The 18747-nt window shown below is 54.4% G+C and carries 11 protein-coding genes; all 11 read left to right on the top strand.

Features of this window, described 5'->3' with window-relative positions:
* Positions 1 to 47: 47 nt before the first annotated feature.
* The 11 genes from NF347_RS04295 (at position 48) to NF347_RS04245 (ending at position 18740) form a co-directional block, all read left to right on the top strand.
* A complete protein-coding gene (locus NF347_RS04295; RefSeq protein ID WP_107036401.1) occupies positions 48 to 3170 on the top strand; it encodes a SusC/RagA family TonB-linked outer membrane protein in 3123 nt (1040 codons plus the stop codon).
* Positions 3171 to 3191: 21 nt separating this feature from the next.
* The gene (locus NF347_RS04290; RefSeq protein WP_107036402.1) at positions 3192 to 4928 is read left to right on the top strand and encodes a RagB/SusD family nutrient uptake outer membrane protein; all 1737 of its coding nucleotides are present in this window, start codon (positions 3192 to 3194) and stop codon (positions 4926 to 4928) included.
* 390 nt (positions 4929 to 5318) lie between these two features.
* On the top strand, positions 5319 to 5846 hold the full coding sequence (locus NF347_RS04285) for a DUF6155 family protein (protein WP_107036403.1): 528 nt from the start codon (positions 5319 to 5321) through the stop codon (positions 5844 to 5846).
* Positions 5847 to 6008: 162 nt separating this feature from the next.
* Positions 6009 to 8630 (top strand): valine--tRNA ligase, encoded by a 2622-nt coding sequence (locus NF347_RS04280; RefSeq protein ID WP_107036404.1) that lies wholly within the window; start codon positions 6009 to 6011, stop codon positions 8628 to 8630.
* Between the two features lie 9 nt (positions 8631 to 8639).
* Entirely contained in the window at positions 8640 to 10007 is a 1368-nt protein-coding gene (gene hisS, locus NF347_RS04275) for a histidine--tRNA ligase (protein WP_107036405.1), read from the top strand.
* 331 nt (positions 10008 to 10338) lie between these two features.
* A complete protein-coding gene (locus tag NF347_RS04270; protein ID WP_107036406.1) occupies positions 10339 to 11187 on the top strand; it encodes a prephenate dehydratase in 849 nt (282 codons plus the stop codon).
* 24 nt (positions 11188 to 11211) lie between these two features.
* On the top strand, positions 11212 to 12399 hold the full coding sequence (locus tag NF347_RS04265) for a pyridoxal phosphate-dependent aminotransferase (protein WP_107036407.1): 1188 nt from the start codon (positions 11212 to 11214) through the stop codon (positions 12397 to 12399).
* 27 nt (positions 12400 to 12426) lie between these two features.
* Positions 12427 to 13509 carry a bifunctional 3-deoxy-7-phosphoheptulonate synthase/chorismate mutase type II gene (locus NF347_RS04260; RefSeq protein ID WP_107036408.1) on the top strand — a complete coding sequence of 361 codons (1083 nt, stop codon included), beginning with the start codon at positions 12427 to 12429 and terminating at the stop codon, positions 13507 to 13509.
* A 10-nt stretch (positions 13510 to 13519) separates the two neighbouring features.
* A complete protein-coding gene (locus NF347_RS04255; RefSeq protein ID WP_107036409.1) occupies positions 13520 to 14293 on the top strand; it encodes a prephenate dehydrogenase in 774 nt (257 codons plus the stop codon).
* A 210-nt stretch (positions 14294 to 14503) separates the two neighbouring features.
* Entirely contained in the window at positions 14504 to 15586 is a 1083-nt protein-coding gene (locus NF347_RS04250) for an efflux RND transporter periplasmic adaptor subunit (RefSeq protein ID WP_237613032.1), read from the top strand.
* 43 nt (positions 15587 to 15629) lie between these two features.
* Entirely contained in the window at positions 15630 to 18740 is a 3111-nt protein-coding gene (locus tag NF347_RS04245; protein WP_107681568.1) for an efflux RND transporter permease subunit, read from the top strand.
* Positions 18741 to 18747: the final 7 nt, after the last annotated feature.

The raw sequence follows: 18747 nt of genomic DNA, 5'->3' as shown, positions 1-18747 counted from the left end.
GCTACATTTGCAGCAAAATTCACAACAAACTCAAAAACCAATCATAGATGAAAAGAACAATTCTCGGTGCAGTATTGCCGTTGCTGATGGCAATCATGGCACAGGCACAGAACATTGCTGTGAGAGGAACAGTGCTTTCAGAAACCGATGACGAACCGCTTGTCGGAGCGTCTATCTTCTGCGAGGCCAACAAAACCTCGGCCGTCACAGACATTGACGGCAAGTTTGAGATTTCGGTTCCTGGAGGAGCTCTCCTGAAAATATCGTATGTGGGCTTCAACACAACCCATGTCAAAGCCTCTGCCGACATGACGATCCATCTTGAAGAGAATATCGAGTCGCTCGACGAAGTGGTTGTGGTCGGTTACCAGACTGTAAAAAAAGCCGATCTTACCGGCGCCGTATCGGTCGTTTCCACCAAATCGCTTGAAACGTCGTCAGACACAGATCCAATGCGTGCCCTTCAGGGTAAGGTGCCGGGCATGACGATAACCGGCAACGGTTCGCCGAGCGGCACCGGCTCTGTGCGTATCCGCGGCATTGGTTCGTTCAATGCCTCACAGGATCCGCTGTTTGTGATTGACGGGGTTCCTACCACAGCGACACTGAACTCACTCAACATGAACGATATCGAAAGCATGCAGGTGCTGAAGGATGCTGCTTCTGCATCGATCTATGGCTCTCGTGCCGCCAACGGTGTTATAATCATCACCACCAAACGTGGCAAAGCATCGCAAGGCAACAAGATCAATGTGAGCTTCTCCGCGAATCTCACTGCACAGTTCTATTCATCTCAGTCAACAATGAAGCTGCTTGACACTCCCGGATATGCCACCGCAATGGCTCAGGCGGCTATGAACGACGGCATCGATCCTGCAGCGTATGCTTCGAGCTACGGCCTTGACCTCCATGCTCCGTCGGGATATCCAGTCAGGATCTATGACATCGCCAGCAACAGATATGTGGATTATACGGTCAACGGCCTGTATGACGGATATATCAACTCCCGGCGCACCATGATGATGTCGAACACCGACTGGCTCGACGAGATTTCCCGTACAGGCTTTTCCCAAAGTTATGACGCATCGGTCTCATCGGCCACAGACAAGAGCACGGTGTTTTTCTCCATGGGGTATAAAAAGAATGACGGTATACTGAAATATACCGACTTCGAGAATATCGCGGCTCGTGTAAACTCCACTTTCAATGTCAGCAAGGCAGTGTCGGTAGGTGAGAACTTCACTCTCACACACACCAAGCAGGTCGACTGCCAGCCGATGGAAAACGCCCTGAAAATGCCAACGACAGTACCGGTGTTCGAAACCGACGGCACTACTTATGCCGGTCCGGTAGGCAGCATGGCAGACCGACAGAACCCCTTGCGCGAACTTGCTTTCAACAAAGACAACGCCCTCAATATATGGAGGCTATTCGGCAACGCATTCATCGACATCAGACCCGTCAAAGGACTGACACTGCGCAGCAACTTCGGCCTCGACTATGATGCGGCCTTTATACACTCATACAATTATACCTTCCACAGCGATATTGTCAACAACGACACCAATTCGACAACCCTCTCGCAGGCCAATGACTCCAAGTGGACCTGGACCAATACGGCCAACTACAGCCTCACTCTGGCCAACGACCATACGCTGACCCTTCTGGCCGGCATGGAGATGTTCCGCCAGAGCCGCATCGACTTTTCGGGCTATAACGAAGACTATGACATCGAGACCCCCGACTATATGTATCCCGACGCATCGGTAGGCGTGGAGAAATCGACCGGCAACAAGTCGGCCTACGCCCTTGTGTCATATTTCGGCAAAGCCGACTACAACTGGCGCAATCTTCTGCTGGCATCATTCACCATACGCCGCGACGGATCGTCGCGCTTCGGCCGCAACAACCGCTACGGAACTTTCCCGGCGGCCACACTCGGCTACCGTATTTCGGAAAACATCAGAAAATCGTGGCTCAATGACCTGAAGATACGTCTGTCATGGGGCAAGACCGGCAATCAGGCTATATCCAACACTGCCCGCTACGCACTCTACGTGACCGATTACGGCAATGACCGCGTCACATCGACCGCCTACGACCTCCTGCTTCAGCAAAGCGGCATTTTCCCTTCAGGATATGTTGCCAGCCAGACCGCCAACGACAATCTGAAATGGGAAACGACGATACAATACAACGCCGGAATTGACTACAGCTTGTTTGGAAACCGACTGTTCGGAACGGTCGACGCATACATCAAGGATGTAAAAGACATGCTCATAACACCGGCCTATCTCGGCGCCATGGGTGAAGGAGGCGCATCATGGCTTAACGGCCCGTCGCTGCGCAACTGGGGCATGGAATTCCAGACAGGATGGCGTGACGAGCTGAACTGCGGTCTTTCCTACAGGACATCGCTCAATCTTGACTTCTTCCGCAACCGCGTCACATATCTTCCCTCCACAACTACCGGCTCGTATGCCCACACTACCAGCGAAAACCTCGTGGAGTCGCGACAGCCTTACGGCTCGATGACGGGCTATGTGTTCGACGGTCTGTTCCAGACACAGCAAGAGGCCTCGGCATCGGGACAGGACAATGCGCGCATGGGAGGGATGAAATATGCCGATCTCAATGGCGACGGACGTATCACCCCCGATGACCAGACCTGGATATTCAATCCCGTGCCGGATCTGTCATTCGGCCTGAATGTCGAACTCGGATACAAGAATTTCGACTTCCAGATGTTCTGGCAAGGTGTGTTGGGGCAGGACGTCTACAACAACCAGAAGTTTCAGAACGACTTCTGGAGCGTGACCGATGCCGGAAGCAACAAGGGCAGTCGCCTGCTTGGCGCATGGCTTCCTGACGTCAACACCTCGTCGACCATCCCGATGCTGACCACCAACAATAAAGGCGATGAAGGCCGCGCATCATCCTACTTCGTGGAAAACGGCTCATACGCAAAACTCCGCACGCTCCAGCTCGGTTACAGTCTGCCAGACAAGCTTCTTTCGAAACTCCGCATGAACAAGGCTCGTGTATATGTTTCAGGACAGAATCTGCTGACAATCAAGAGCCGTTCGCTCACCTGCTCCGATCCGGAAAATCCCAATTGGGCGTATCCTATACCGACATCCGTTTCATTCGGACTCCAACTTGATTTCTAATCCTGCAACAACATCCTAATAATGAAAGCAATAAAATACTTACTTCTGTCAGCTATCCTGCCGACATTTTCGGCGTGCAACGATTTCATTGACGTTCCACCGACAGGAGTCATCGACGGAGAACTCGCATATTCCCAGCCAGACAAAATGGTGAACGCAGCCTATGCCTCGCTTGGCGACTGCTGGTATTCCTATCCCTTCAATCTGTGGCCTTATGGCGATCTCGGATCTGATGACTGCCTCAAAGGTGGCGGCGGCACAACCGACACCGGCTATCATCCCATGGAGATCTGGTCGACACTCACTTCCACTCCCGGCGAGCTCGACGAACTGTGGTATCGTCTTTACTGCAACATATCGCGATGCAACCGAGCACTTACAGCGCTGGAACAATACGGCATAGAGAAACTCGGCGGAGCGACAGCAGCCCGGCGTGAGGCGGAGATCCATTTCCTGCGCGGCCACAGCTACTTCAAGCTCGTCACCATGTTCCGTCAGGTGCCATGGATCGACAAAGCCGTGTTCGAACAGAGCACACACGAACAGATAAAAAACAATGAATTCACCTATCAGGAACTGATGGGGAAGGTGATCGGCGAGTTCGAGCTGGCTTTCGAAGGTCTTCCCCTCGAAGCGGAGGATGGCGGCGGACGCGCCAACAAGGTGGCCGCGGCGGCATATCTCGCCAAATGCTATCTGACTCTTGCCTGGGGCGACGGATACGAGGCTACTACCGGCACCGGATTCATAAACGCGGAATACATGAACAAAGTGGTGGAATACACCGAGATCGTAAAGAACTCCCGCTATGGGTATCTTGAGGATTTCGGCGACATATTCCTTCCGGAATACAAGAACAGCAAGGAATCCGTGTTTGCTGTGCAGACCTCGCAATATACTGACGACAACACTCGTTTTGGCCGCGCCAACTGGTCGAATACCCTTAACGGCTGCTGGGGCATGTGGTCGTGTGGCTGGGACTTCCACAAACCGTCGCAGAATCTGGTCAATGCGTTCAAGACACAGAACGGTCTGCCGATGTTCGACTCGTTCAATGACACCGACATCTATCCGGTCAACGGCATACCATCCACCCAGAAATGGGATCCGCGCCTGTTCCACACGGTCGGAATGCCAACATTTCCCTACAAATACGAGGATGAGTACATCATGACGCTCGACAACTCCCGAACGCCGAACACCTATGGCTACTACACTTCGCTCAAAGAAGTGCCGCAGCGTAGCGCCGGAGAAACTTTCGAGGGTTCATGGCAGGCTTTTGCGATGAATGACTACGTGATACGCTACACCGACGTGATGCTCATGCGGGCCGAGGTGCTGATAGAGCTTGGACGTCTGCCGGAAGCCCGCGAAATCATCAACGACATACGCCAGCGCGCAGCCAACTCGATCGACAAGCACATAGCATATGCCAGCGAGTATTGCGAAATATCTCCCTATCCGTCTTCATATTTCGCCAGCAAGGAAACCGCACGCGAATGCCTGCGCTGGGAGCGACGCCTCGAAATGGCCATGGAAAGCAGCCGCTACTTCGATCTGCGCCGATGGGGCATAGCATCCACTGTGCTGAACGCATATTTTGAGTCTGAAAAAAACTCGGTGTATAATGACACCAGATACGGACAGTATTATCAGGATGCCCACTACACCGCAGGCAAAAACGAATTCTATCCGATCCCCTACAACCAGCTTTATTATGTTCCCGGACTGTATGTGCAGAACAAAGGCTACAACTGATCAAGGATACATGTCATAACGGCTCATCCGGGCCGCTATGACAACGCACTTGGCCAAACGTATGCACCTCAAAGGCGCTGTGTCGAAATGTCGGATTTTGGCACAGCGCCTCTACTATTTTTTACCGCGCTGTGTAATCATCCTCTGCTGAAACTACGGCAGCAGTCATTAAGAGTATGTTTGAATTTAACACGAAGAAATATATAGGGACTTCTTTCCATCCCCTCAAAGGTCTTTTCGGGCGATTCGCGTCAAGTTTCATCGGTCACGATGCCCGCATCGCTCCCTCATCAACTCACGCGAATCTCTCCGAAAATCCTCTTTGAGTGAATAGAAGTGAAATTCAAACACTCTCATAGAGATTGTCTAAAAATGTGTAACTTTGCGGATATGTCGAAAACCGCACTGAAAAAAGTTTTGGCCGGAATGTCCGCCCAACAGCTCACCGAGCTAATAACCGATCTCTACGAGGCCCGAAGCGAGGCCAAGGAGTATCTTGATTTCTACATCAATCCCGATATAGACAAAAAAATGGCCAAGACAAAGTCGCTGATAGCCAAAGAGGCCGGCCGGACATCGCGGGGGCGGGCACGTCCGCGAACGACACGCATCAGACGATTCATAAAAGATATCGAATCGCTCAATCCCGGCGCCGAGCATGTGGCCGAGGCTATGACCTACACCGTCGAACAGTTTTGTCTCACAGGCAGCGTCAACTGGGTCAAGGACACGACACAACACAGTGTCGGTCGTCTTGTGGCCGACACTGTCAGGCAAGCCGACCGCGGAGGGATGCTTTCGATTTTCCTGCCACGGCTGGAAAAAGCGATAGCCGATATGGACACCCGCAACGCCCATAGCCGCGATTTCAGGCGGCTGCTGTCGGAAAGCCTCGACGAAGCCGTAGCCTCGCTCTGATCCGTGCCATGGCGCAGTGTTGAGGTGTGTACATCGGTGGGCGGCGGTCTATAACCTGCGGTTTTGCGGGGGAAAAGATTTGCTCGGCGGGGGAATATTGCGTAATTTTGCACTTCCGACATCAACAATCAAGCAAATACAGAAACCAACCATACGCACAAAATGAACGAGCTTGCCACCAAATACAACCCTTCGGAGGTTGAAGACAAATGGTATGACTACTGGATGCGTCACGACCTCTTCAAGAGCACTCCCGACGCGCGCGAACCCTATACGATCGTTATCCCGCCGCCCAATGTCACAGGCGTGCTCCACATGGGCCACATGCTCAACAACACGATACAGGACATACTCGTGCGCCGCGCCCGCATGACGGGCAAAAACGCCCTGTGGGTGCCCGGCACCGACCATGCTTCGATAGCCACAGAGGCCAAAGTCGTGGCCAAGCTTGCCGAAAAGGGAATCCAGAAGAGCGATCTCACACGCGAGGAGTTTCTGAAACACGCGTGGGACTGGACTCACCAGTATGGAGGCATCATCCTGCAGCAGCTGCGCAAGCTCGGAGCCTCGTGCGACTGGAGCCGCACCGCCTTCACCATGGACGATCTGCGGTCGAAAAGTGTCACAAAGGTATTTGTCGATCTTTACCGCCGCGGGCTTATCTACCGCGGCAAGCGGATGGTCAACTGGGATCCCAAGGCCAAGACCGCTCTGAGCGACATTGAAGTGATCTATAAAGAGGAGCACAGCAAGCTCTACTATCTGCGCTATTATATAGTCGGCGAGGACAGGTATGCCGTTGTAGCCACCACCCGTCCGGAAACCATTATGGGCGACACAGCCATGTGTATCAATCCCGACGATCCCAAAAACGCCCATCTCAAGGGCAAGCGTGTGATCGTGCCTCTGGTTGGCCGTGAGATACCCGTGATCGAGGACGATTATGTCGACATGGAGTTCGGCACAGGCTGCCTGAAAGTCACCCCGGCCCATGATGTCAACGACTACATGCTCGGCCAGAAACACAACCTTGACACGATCGACATATTCAACGACGACGCCACCATCAGCGAGGCTGCCGGCATGTACATAGGCATGGACCGCTTTGCCGTGCGCGAACAGATAGCCAAGGATCTCGCCGAAGCGGGTCTGATCGAGAAGGTAGAAAATTACGAAAACAAGGTCGGATATTCGGAGCGCAACGCCGATACCGTCGCCGAGCCTCGCCTGAGCAACCAGTGGTTTCTGCGCATGGACGAGCTGGCTCGTCCGGCCGTAGGGGCTGTCGACAGCGACACCGTACGATTCATTCCCGAAAAATTCAAAAACACCTTTGACCACTGGATGGCCGAGATCCACGACTGGTGTATCTCGCGTCAGCTATGGTGGGGTCACCGTATTCCTGCATGGTATCTGCCTGACGGCTCGTTTGTAGTGGCCATGGATGCCGACGAGGCTCTGAAGCTCGCATGCGAGAAAGATCCGTCGCTCACCGCCGCCGACCTGCGTCAGGAGGAGGACGGCCTCGACACCTGGTTCTCGTCGTGGCTCTGGCCTATCACACTCTTCAACGGCATCCTCGATCCCGACAATGAGGAGATGCGCTACTATTACCCTACCACCGATCTGGTGACAGGCCCCGACATCATATTCTTCTGGGTGGCCCGCATGATCATGGCAGGCTACGGATTCGCAGGCAAGGAACCGTTCCGCAACGTGTACTTCACCGGCATAGTCCGCGACGAAATAGGCCGCAAGATGTCGAAGCAGCTCGGCAACTCCCCCGACGCTCTCAAGCTGATAGCCGACTACGGCGCCGACGGAGTACGCGTGGGAATCATGCTCTGCGCACCTGCCGGAAACGATATACTATTCGACACCAAACTCTGCGAAACCGGACGTAACTTCTGCAACAAGATGTGGAACGCCTTCCGTCTGGTCAAAGGCTGGGAGGTCAGCGCTGAGGCCACGCAGCCCGAAGCTGCACGTTTCGCCATATCATGGATGAAAGAGCGTCTGGCACAATCGACCGAGGAGATCGCCGACCTCTTCAGCAAATTCCGCATATCGGAAGCCCTTCGCGAAGCCTACCGCCTGTTCTGGGACGACTTCTCGTCATGGTATCTCGAAATGGTAAAACCGGCCTATGGCTCTCCGTCGGACAGCACCACATACAATGAGACCCTCGGCATATTCGACTCTCTGCTGCGTCTGCTCCACCCATTCATGCCCTTTATAACCGAAGAGCTGTGGCAGCATCTCACAGAGCGTCGCGACGGCGAGTCGATCATGTATGCGCAGATAGAGCTGCCGGCCGACCGTCATCCTCACGAAGCCCGGCTGATGGAAACCGTCAAGGCGGCAGTCAATGGCCTGCGCAACATCCGCGCCGAGAAAAACATCCCCAACAAGGAGCCTCTTACCGTCAACATAATCGGCTCTTGGGACAAGGCTGTCGATGCTCCGGTGATGAAACTCGCCAACGCCTCGGCCGTCAACCACAACGCTACCAAAGATCCGGCTGCAGCCACATTCATGGTAGGGCTGACGGAAATCAATGTGCCGCTGCTCGACTCCATCGACGTAGAAGCCGAAACGGCCAAACTCGAAAAAGACCTCAAATATTATCAGGGCTTCAAAGTCAGCGTAGAGAAGAAACTCGGCAACGAACGCTTTGTCAACAACGCCCCGGCCGCTGTGGTAGAGGGCGAGCGCAAGAAGCTGGCCGACGCCGAAGCAAAGATAGCCACAATCACCGCCGCACTTGAGGCGATCAGAAAATAAACGACAGCAATGGCACAGAAACCATCCATACCCAAGGGCACCCGCGACTTCGGACACGAAGAGATGGCCCGCCGCAACTATATCTTCGACACGATCCGCAGTGTATTCAGACTCTACGGATTCAACCAGATCGAAACTCCGGCCATGGAGAATCTTTCGACCCTCATGGGCAAATATGGCGAAGAGGGCGACAAGCTGCTCTTCAAAATCCTCAATTCGGGCGACTGGCTGCGCGGCGCCGACCGCACGATGATCGACTCCGGCGACTACGTGCATCTGACGCCGAAGGTGAGCGAAAAAGGACTGCGTTATGACCTGACGGTGCCGTTCGCACGCTTTGTGGTGCAGCACCGCGACGAACTGACGATGCCGTTCAAGCGTTTCCAGATCCAGCCCGTATGGCGTGCCGACCGTCCGCAGAAAGGACGCTACCGTGAGTTCTACCAGTGTGACGCCGACGTGGTGGGCAGCGACTCGCTGATCAACGAGATAGAACTGTTGCAGATTATCGACGAAGTGTTTGCTCGTCTGGGCATACGGATCACCATAAAGCTCAACAACCGCAAAGTATTGGCCGGAATAGCCGAGATGATCGGAGCCCCGGATAAGCTCACCGACATCACCGTGGCCATCGACAAGATCGACAAAATAGGACTTGACAAAGTTAAGGAGGAACTTACAGAGCGCGGACTGACCGACGATGCCATAGCTCGCCTTGAGCCGGTGCTTGCCATCGGCGGCGACACAAAGACACGTCTGAACGCACTCAAAGAGATCCTCGCGGGCAATGAGACCGGACTGCTCGGAGTAGCCGAGCTGCAGACCGTCATAAACGGAGCCGAAAATCTCGGGATGCGTGCCGAAGTGGAACTCGATTCATCGCTTGCACGCGGACTTAACTACTACACCGGCACTATCATCGAAGTGAAGGCCCGCGACGTGGAGATAGGATCGATCACCGGCGGAGGCCGTTATGACAACCTCACCGGAGTGTTTGGTATGCCCGGGCTATCGGGTGTAGGCATATCGTTCGGCGCCGACCGCATCTACGACGTGCTCAACCAGCTCGACCTGTATCCGGCCGAGGCCACATCGTCGACCGAAGTGATGTTTGCCAATTTCGGAGATCAGGAGGCCTCAGCGGCCATGGCCATGATGAAGACCATGCGCGAAGGGGGCATAGCCTGCGAGATTTATCCTGACGTAGCCAAGATGAAGAAGCAGATGACGTATGCCAACGCCAAATCCATTCCTTACGTGGCACTCGTAGGCGAAGAAGAGATGAAGCAGGGCAAACTCACTCTGAAATCGATGGCCAACGGCGAACAGACCCTCGTCACTCCACAGGAAGCGATCAGAATGGTGGCCGGGCATTGACTTCGGAATTCGTTCAGCAAATCGTACGTAATCCGACGTCGTGCCAGATACTATCCGATACGATTTCATTCAAAAATAAAATAATCTGAAATTTTTTCGGGGTTTATTGCTACATTTCAGAAATAATACCTACATTTGCATTGAAAACAACAGATAACGCATGACACGATTTAGCGCATATTATTATTCGTATTTTTATTTTACCAAAAATAAAAACGGGATTTCGCATGCCTGAATCAACGACTGCAACGAAAATTGAATGAAACATAACAAATCCCGGCGCCACAAGATGACGACGGGATTTTTATTTTGACCATCCCACACATACGCAATGAAACCCAAAGTGACCATACAGGGAGTGGCAGGCTGCTACCACGATGCAGCGGCAAGAGCCTACTTCGCACCGACAGAGATCGACACAGTGCCTTGCGACACATTCCAGGCAATGTTCGAGACACTCGACACCGATGCATCCCTTATCGGCATACTCGCGATTGAAAACACCATTGCCGGCGCCCTGCTCCAGAACCACGAACTGCTGCGCAAAAGCAATCTGACGATCGTCGGCGAACACAAGATGAGAATCTCCCATGTGCTTGCCGCATTGCCAGGCCAGCCGATCGACTCGCTGACCGAAGTCAACTCCCATCCGATGGCATTGATGCAGTGCGAACAGTATCTGCGCCGGCATCCGAATCTGCGCATTGTGGAGAAACTCGACACAGCCGGAAGCGCCAAGGACATAGCCATGCATGACCTGCGCGGACACGCGGCCGTGTGCGGCGAACTGGCCGCCGAACTCTACGGACTCGAAATACTTGCCCGCGGAATCGAAACAAACAAGCGCAATTTCACGCGCTTCCTGATACTCGCCGATCCTCTGATGGCTCCGGAGCTCAAACCGAAGGAGGAACAGCTCGACAAATCGTCAATCGTATTCACCCTCCCCCATACCCACGGGGCGTTGTCGAAGGTGCTGACAATTTTCTCGTTCTACGACATGAACCTTTCGAAAATCCAGTCGATGCCCATAATAGGCCGCGAATGGGAATACAGATTCTATATCGACCTTACGTTTGACTCCTTCGTGCGCTACCGCCAGGCACTCGACGCAGTGCGCCCTCTGCTCAACGACTTCAGAGTGCTCGGCGAATACAAGGAATGCAAAAATGAAATCTGACAGCTTCCAAACACATCCAGAATCATGAAAAAAGAGATACAACCAGCCTCCAGGGTAAGCGAGGTGAAAGAATACTACTTCTCCAAGAAGCTGCGCGAGGTGGCGCGCCTCAATGCCGAAGGCCGCGACATCATATCGCTCGGTATCGGCGGCCCTGACCGCATGCCGGCCGACGAAGTGATCGACACCCTGTGTGAAGAGACACGCAAGGAAGGCAACCACAGCTATCAATCCTACACCGGACTCCCCGCGCTGCGCCAAGCCTACGCCGACTTCTACCGGCGCTGGTATGGCGTGGAGCTGGATCCATCAAAAGAGATCCTGCCGCTGATAGGAAGCAAGGAGGGAATACTCCATGTCTCGCTTGCTCTGCTCAATCCGGGCGACGGCGTGCTTGTGCCCAATCCGGGATATCCCACCTACACGTCGGTGAGCCGTCTGGCGCAGGCCGAAGTGTTCAACTACGATCTCACCGAGGAAAACGGCTGGCTTCCCGACTTCGACCAGCTCGAAAAAATGCCGCTCGAACGCATAAAACTGATGTGGGTCAACTATCCCCACATGCCCACCGGCACTCAGGCCACTCCCGAACTTCTGCAACGGATAGTGGATTTCGGCCGACGTCATGGCATAGTGATAGCCCACGACAACCCTTACAGCTTAATCCTCAACGAAAACCCCACAAGCCTGCTGCAGATCGAGGGAGCCAAGGATGTGGCCATAGAGCTAAACTCAATGAGCAAAAGCCACAACATGGCCGGATGGCGCATGGGAATGCTGGCCTCCAATCCCACTATGATCGAGTGGATACTCAAAGTGAAGTCGAACATCGACAGCGGACAGTTCCGGCCCATGATGCTGGCAGCTGTCAAAGGGCTTGAGGCCGACAAATCATGGTACGATACGCTCAACGCCACGTATGCACGTAGACGTGCCGTGGCCGAGGAGGTGATGACAGCCCTGGGATGCACATTCGACCCGACGCAGCGCGGACTGTTTCTGTGGGGGCGCATAGCCGACAGTGAGAGCGGCAGCGAGGCCGTGGCCGACCGTGCGCTTTACGAGTCGCGGGTGTTCGTCACCCCCGGCTTCATATTCGGAAGCAACGGCGACCGCTACATACGCATATCGCTCTGCGCCACCGAAGAGAAACTCCGCGAGGCACTCGCCCGCATCAGACAATCGTCAGACAGACAAATCCAAACATATTAAAACATACACAAAAAACGTCAGAAACCGATGGAAGACCTGCAACCTATCATCTTCAAGGGGATAGACCCTGACAGACCACTCGTCATAGCCGGCCCCTGCAGTGCAGAAACCGAAGAACAAGTGCTCTCCACCGCGGCTGAACTCGCCGCCAACGGCATCAAGATATTCCGTGCCGGAATATGGAAACCCCGCACCAAGCCCGGCGGCTTCGAAGGCGTCGGCGCTCCGGGACTCGAATGGCTCAAAAAAGTCAAGGAAACGACCGGCATGTACACAGCCACCGAAGTGGCCACCCGCCAGCATGTCAACGACGCCCTTGCTGCCGGAGTGGATCTGCTGTGGATCGGCGCACGCACCTCGGCCAACCCCTTCGCCATGCAAGAGATCGCCGACACACTTCAGGAGTCGGGACGCACCGATGTGGCCGTGCTCGTCAAAAACCCGGTGAATCCGGATCTCGAACTATGGATCGGCGCCCTGCAGCGCATCTACAACGCCGGCATCAGACGTCTGGGAGCCATCCACCGCGGCTTCAGCACCTACGGCAAGCATCTCTACCGCAATATGCCGCAATGGCATATCCCGACAGAGCTGCGCCTGCGGTTTCCCTCGCTGCCGATCATCGTCGACCCCTCGCATATCGGAGGCAAGCGCGAACTGATAGCCCCCCTCTCGCAGCAGTCGCTCGACATGGGTTTCAACGGTCTGATCATAGAGAGCCACTGCGATCCCGACAAGGCATGGAGCGACGCCTCGCAACAGGTTACGCCCGAGATTCTCAACTTCATACTCAACACCCTCGTGGTGCGCGACTCACGCCAGTCGACAGAAAACCTGACTCTTCTGCGCCAGCAGATCGACCAGATCGACAACGACCTGCTCGAAACTCTTGCAAAGCGCATGAGAGTGTCGCGCGAGATAGGCCAGTACAAGAAGGAACACCGTATGCCCGTAGTGCAGGCCAACCGCTACAACGATATAATCCGCACCCGCGTGACGCTCGGACAGGAGATGGGTATGGACGAAAACTTCATGCGCACCATACTGCTCGCCATCCACGACGAATCGGTGCGCCAGCAGATAGAGGTGTTGAACGATCGTGCCCGCTGACCACTGCCCTATGCGTATACTTATAATGGGAGTAGGCAAGATGGGGTCGTTTTTCAGCGACCTGCTCTCTTTCACCCACGAGGTGGCCGTCTACGACCCCGACCCTCAACGACTGCGGTTCACCTACAACGCGCAACGGTTCAGCGACCTTGACGAGATAGACGGTTTCCACCCCGAAATGGTGATCAATGCCGCCACGGTCAAATACACGCTCGACGCATTCAAGGCCGTGCTGCCCCATATCGACCGCTCCTGCATACTTTCCGACATCTCTTCGGTGAAGACCGGACTGCCGGAATTCTATGCCGGGGGCGGACATCCGTTCGTTTCCACCCACCCGATGTTCGGCCCCACATTCGCGTCGCTGAGCAATCTCGCCGACGAAAACGCCATCATCATATCGGAAGGCGATCATCTCGGACGTGTGTTTTTCAAGGATCTATACGGACAGCTCGGGCTGCATATCGAGGAGTACACCTTCGAAGAGCATGACCGCACGATAGCCTACTCTCTATCGATCCCGTTCGCGTCGACGCTCGTATTCGCGTCGGTCATGAAACATCAGGATGCCCCCGGCACGACCTTCAAGCGCCATATGGCCATAGCACGCGGTCTGATGTCGGAGGACGACTTCCTGCTGAGCGAGATACTGTTCAACCCCAACACCCCCTCACAGCTCGACCAGATCGTAGAGCGTCTGGCCACACTGAAAGAGATCGTAGAGCGTCACGACCATGACGCGATGAAATCCTATCTCGAACAAGCACGGCAGAATCTGAAATAACCCCGGCTTTACGGAAAGAACCGCCATAGACAAGACGGTGGGCACGGATACCATCAACAGTATGTGCCACACCGTCTTGCCATATCATTGCCAGATGCCCACTACGAACAACATCCCTCAAAAAAAGTTAAAAAAACCTGCGCACTGTAACTTTTTTACTAAATTTATCGTCAATTATATCAGACACCAATCAGAATACCATAGACTGTAATGAAACGACTGACATTAGCCGCATCAATAGCCTGCACAATGTTCGGAATAGGCTTCAGCAGCTGCGGAAATGCCTCCGACAGTTCAGAACACGATACCGACAGCGTAGCGACCGTGCTTCCCTCGAAAATAGCGGAAGTCAAGACCCTGAAACTCACACCAAAGATGTTCAGTCATGAAACCGTGAGCAACGGCAAAGTCAGCGCACACGACTTCGCCGACCTCAGTTTCGCATCGTCCGATGCCGTGATCGACCGCATAATGGTGAAGAACGGCCAACACGTCAGGAAAGGGCAGCCAATAGCCTCGCTCGACAAATTCAAACTTGAAAACACCCTGACCCAGAACCTCAACGACCTTGAAACCGCACGGCTGGAACTGGCAGATGTGCTGATCGGTCAGGGATACGATCCGGAAAAGCCCGGCGAAGTGCCTGCTGAGGTGATGAAACTCGCCAGGCTGCGAAGCGGCCTCGACAAGGCCGAAACCGTATTGCAGCAGACGCGCCGCGAACTGGAAGACGCCACTCTGAAGGCACCGTTCGACGGCGTAGTGGCCAACCTGTTTCAGAAAGTCCACAACCGGCCTGACAACTCCCAGCCGTTCTGCCGCATCGTGGCATCGGGCGGCATGGATGTCGAGTTCAAGATACTTGAGAGCGAACTGTCAGTGATACGTCAGGGCGACCGTGTGACTGTCACCTCATTCTCCACGGGCGAAACCTCAGAAGGGACTGTGAGCGAGATCAATCCGGTGGTCAATGACGACGGCCTCGTGACGGTGCGCGCCTCCGTCAAAGGCTCCGGACTGTTTGACGGCATGAATGTGAAAATGAGCGTGAAGCGCGATCTTGAAAACGCCCTTGTAGTGCCCAAGTCGGCAGTAGTGCTCCGCACCGGCAAGCAGGTGGTATTTGTCCACAGCAACGGCAAAGCCTTATGGAACTATGTCACCACCGGACTTGAAAACATGAACGAATATATAATCACCGACGGACTGACCGAAGGGATGGAAGTGATCTATGACGGCAATGTGAACCTGGCTCATGAATCGCCGGTGACAGTGGTCGACGACAAACATTGAACAGACGTTACTACCCCACACCAACCGACAGCCCCTCCATCGTATGATACATTTTCTTCTCAAGCGCCCTATAGCTGTGATCATGGCCTTTCTGGCCTGTCTTATTGTGGGACTTGTCACATATTTCTCACTCCCGGTAAGTCTTTTGCCCGGTATCGCCATACCCCATATCACAGTGCAGATACAGGGCGACGACACAGGTGCGCGCGAGCTTGAGAACAACGTGACCGCCACGGTGCGCCGACAGCTGCTACAAGTGGGCGGCCTCAACGAAATAAAGAGCCTAACGCGCGACGGTCTGTCGGTCATACAGCTCGAATTTGACTACGGCGTCAACACCGACCTCGCCTTTATCGAAGTCAACGAAAAAATCGACGCCGCGATGAACACACTGCCGCGCGACACACGGCGACCGAAGGCCATTAAAGCGTCGGCCACCGACATACCGGTGCTGTATCTCAATATGACTCTGCGCAGCGACCGGCCCTACGGCTCCACCGACGAAACACGCTTCCTGCAGATGTGCGAACTGGCCGACAATGTCGTGCGCCGACGCATTGAGCAGCTGCCGGAGATAGCCATGGCCGACGTCACCGGCATCCCGGGACAATATCTGCGGATAGTGCCCGACGAAACGAAGATGAAGCTTGCCGGAGTGACTGTCGACGACCTCGAAAAATCTCTGACCGCCAACAATATCGAGCCAGGGACGATGACCGTGCGCGACGGCTACTATGAATACAACGTACACATATCCAACCAGCTGCGCACCGTGGTCGACGTAGAGAACATCTACATCAGCAAGAATGGCCGCATGCAGCAGCTGCGCGATCTGTGCCGTGTGGAAGTCACAGCCGACAGCGAGAACGGCTACTCCTACTTCGGCGGCAAACGTGCCGTGACTCTGGCCATCATAAAGCAGAGCGAGGAGAACATGGACGACATGAAGGAATCGCTGTCGCAGACCGCCGAATACTTCTCGAAACTCTATCCCGACATAGAATTCTCGCAGAGCCGCAACCAGACCGAGCTGCTCGACTACACCATATCCAATCTCGTGCAGAATCTAATATTGGGATTCATACTCGTGTTTATGGTCACGGCTTTCTTCATGGGCGACATGCGCGCATCCATCATCATCGGCGCCAGCATAGTGGTGGCTATCATAATCACGTTCCTGCTGTTCTATCTCTTCCATGTGTCGCTCAACATCATTTCGCTCTCGGGACTTATCCTCGCCGTAGGCATGATGATCGACAACTCCGTGATAGTAACCGAAAACATCACCCAATACCGACAGAAAGGACTTACGCTCATGCGTGCCTGCGACAAAGGCACATCGGAGATGATCACCCCGATGCTCAGCTCCTCGCTGACCACTGTGGCGGTATTCGTGCCCCTGGTGTTCATGAGCGGCATAGCCGGCGCGATATTCACCGACCAGGCGTTTTCCATCACCGCCGGACTTGCCGTCAGCTACATAACAGGCATAATGCTTCTGCCGGTGATCTACATGCTTGTCTACCGCCGCAAAGCCTCACGCAAAAGCGGACACAACACCGCCACACGCGCCGCCCATGAAGGGAAGACGGCTACCAAGGTCAACGCATGGCTCGACCGTGTGTACACGCGCATCATTGACTGGTGCTTCGGCCATGTGGCAATCTGCGTGACGGGAATATGCCTCATCCTGCCGATGTGCGTGGCCATGTTCATGGTGCTCCCTGTAGAGCGGATGCCACAGATAGATCACAGCGAACTTATAGCACGCATCGAATGGAACGAAAACATCAATATCGACGAAAATGCGGCGCGCGTCAACCGTCTGCTCGACAATATAGGCCTTGACAACGATGTCGACATGCACTCGGCCTATATCGGAGTGCAGGACTATCTGCTCGATGCCGGAAGCGAACTGACTCCGTCGGAGAGCGAGGTGTATCTGCGCGCACTCCGTCCATCGCTCATAGCGCCTCTGCAGACCCGTATAGATTCCGTCGTCAGATCGGAATATCCCAAGGCGATGGTGACTTTCAGCCCTCCTGAAAACATTTTCGAAAAGATATTCTCTTCGGACGAGCCCACGGTTCAGGCTCGCATTTTCCCTGCCGACCGTGCACGCGCCACCGAAACCGAGAGCCTGCTGTCGCTCGACGACGAGATAGCGTCGGCCACAGGCATCCCATCGTCGGGCATAGCCCTCCACAACCGCATAAACCTTGTGATCGACCGCGAAAAACTCCAGCTCTACAATGTGGATTATTCGGCAGTGGAACGCATGCTCCGCATGGCGCTGAAAGGCAACACGGTCACTACTCTCCGCTCATATCAGCAATATCTGCCTATCGGCATCACTACCACCGAACGGAGCGTAGACGAGATACTGGCCACCACTATCGTGGAGTCGCGACCCGACAAGGAGGGCCGGACATCGGAGATACCGCTGTCGTATCTGGTGAAATCCCACCGCGACCGCGAACTGAAAGAGATCCATGCCGGAAAAAACGGCGAATACGTGCCGCTCAATTACTACGATATCACCGACCCGGAGCGTACCATGTCGCGGATACGGTCGACGGTCGACCGGTCGGACATGTGGGACGTGGAATTTTCAGGCAGTTTCTTCTCAAACGCAAGGATGATGCAGGAGCTGATGGTGATACTTGCTATCTCCATACTGCTGATGTATTTCATACTCTGCGCCCAGTTCGAGAGCTTCGTGCAGCCGCTGATAGTGCTGCTTGAGATACCTCTCGACGTGGCTTTCGCGCTGCTTACCCTATGGGTATTCGGCCATACGCTCAACCTTATGAGCGCGATAGGCATTATCGTGACCTGCGGTATCGTGGTCAACGACTCGATACTCAAACTCGACGCCATCAACGAACTGCGCAAAGCCGGCATACCTCTGACGGAGGCCATACACACAGCCGGACTCCGCCGCCTGAGGCCGATAATCATGACTTCGCTCACAACGATATTCGCCATGGTGCCCACCCTATTCACCAAAGACATGGGTTCGGAACTGCAGCAGCCTCTGGCCATAGCCATGATAGGCTCAATGGTTGTAGGCACACTGATAAGCATATTCCTGATACCGCTCGTCTACTGGCTCATCTACCGCAAAAGCGACAAACCGCTCCAAACCGTATAAGCAATCC

It is taken from the genome of Paramuribaculum intestinale (assembly GCF_030759015.1).
GTDB classification, from domain to species: domain Bacteria; phylum Bacteroidota; class Bacteroidia; order Bacteroidales; family Muribaculaceae; genus Paramuribaculum; species Paramuribaculum intestinale.
This window is presented reverse-complemented; position numbering and strand designations above follow the sequence as displayed.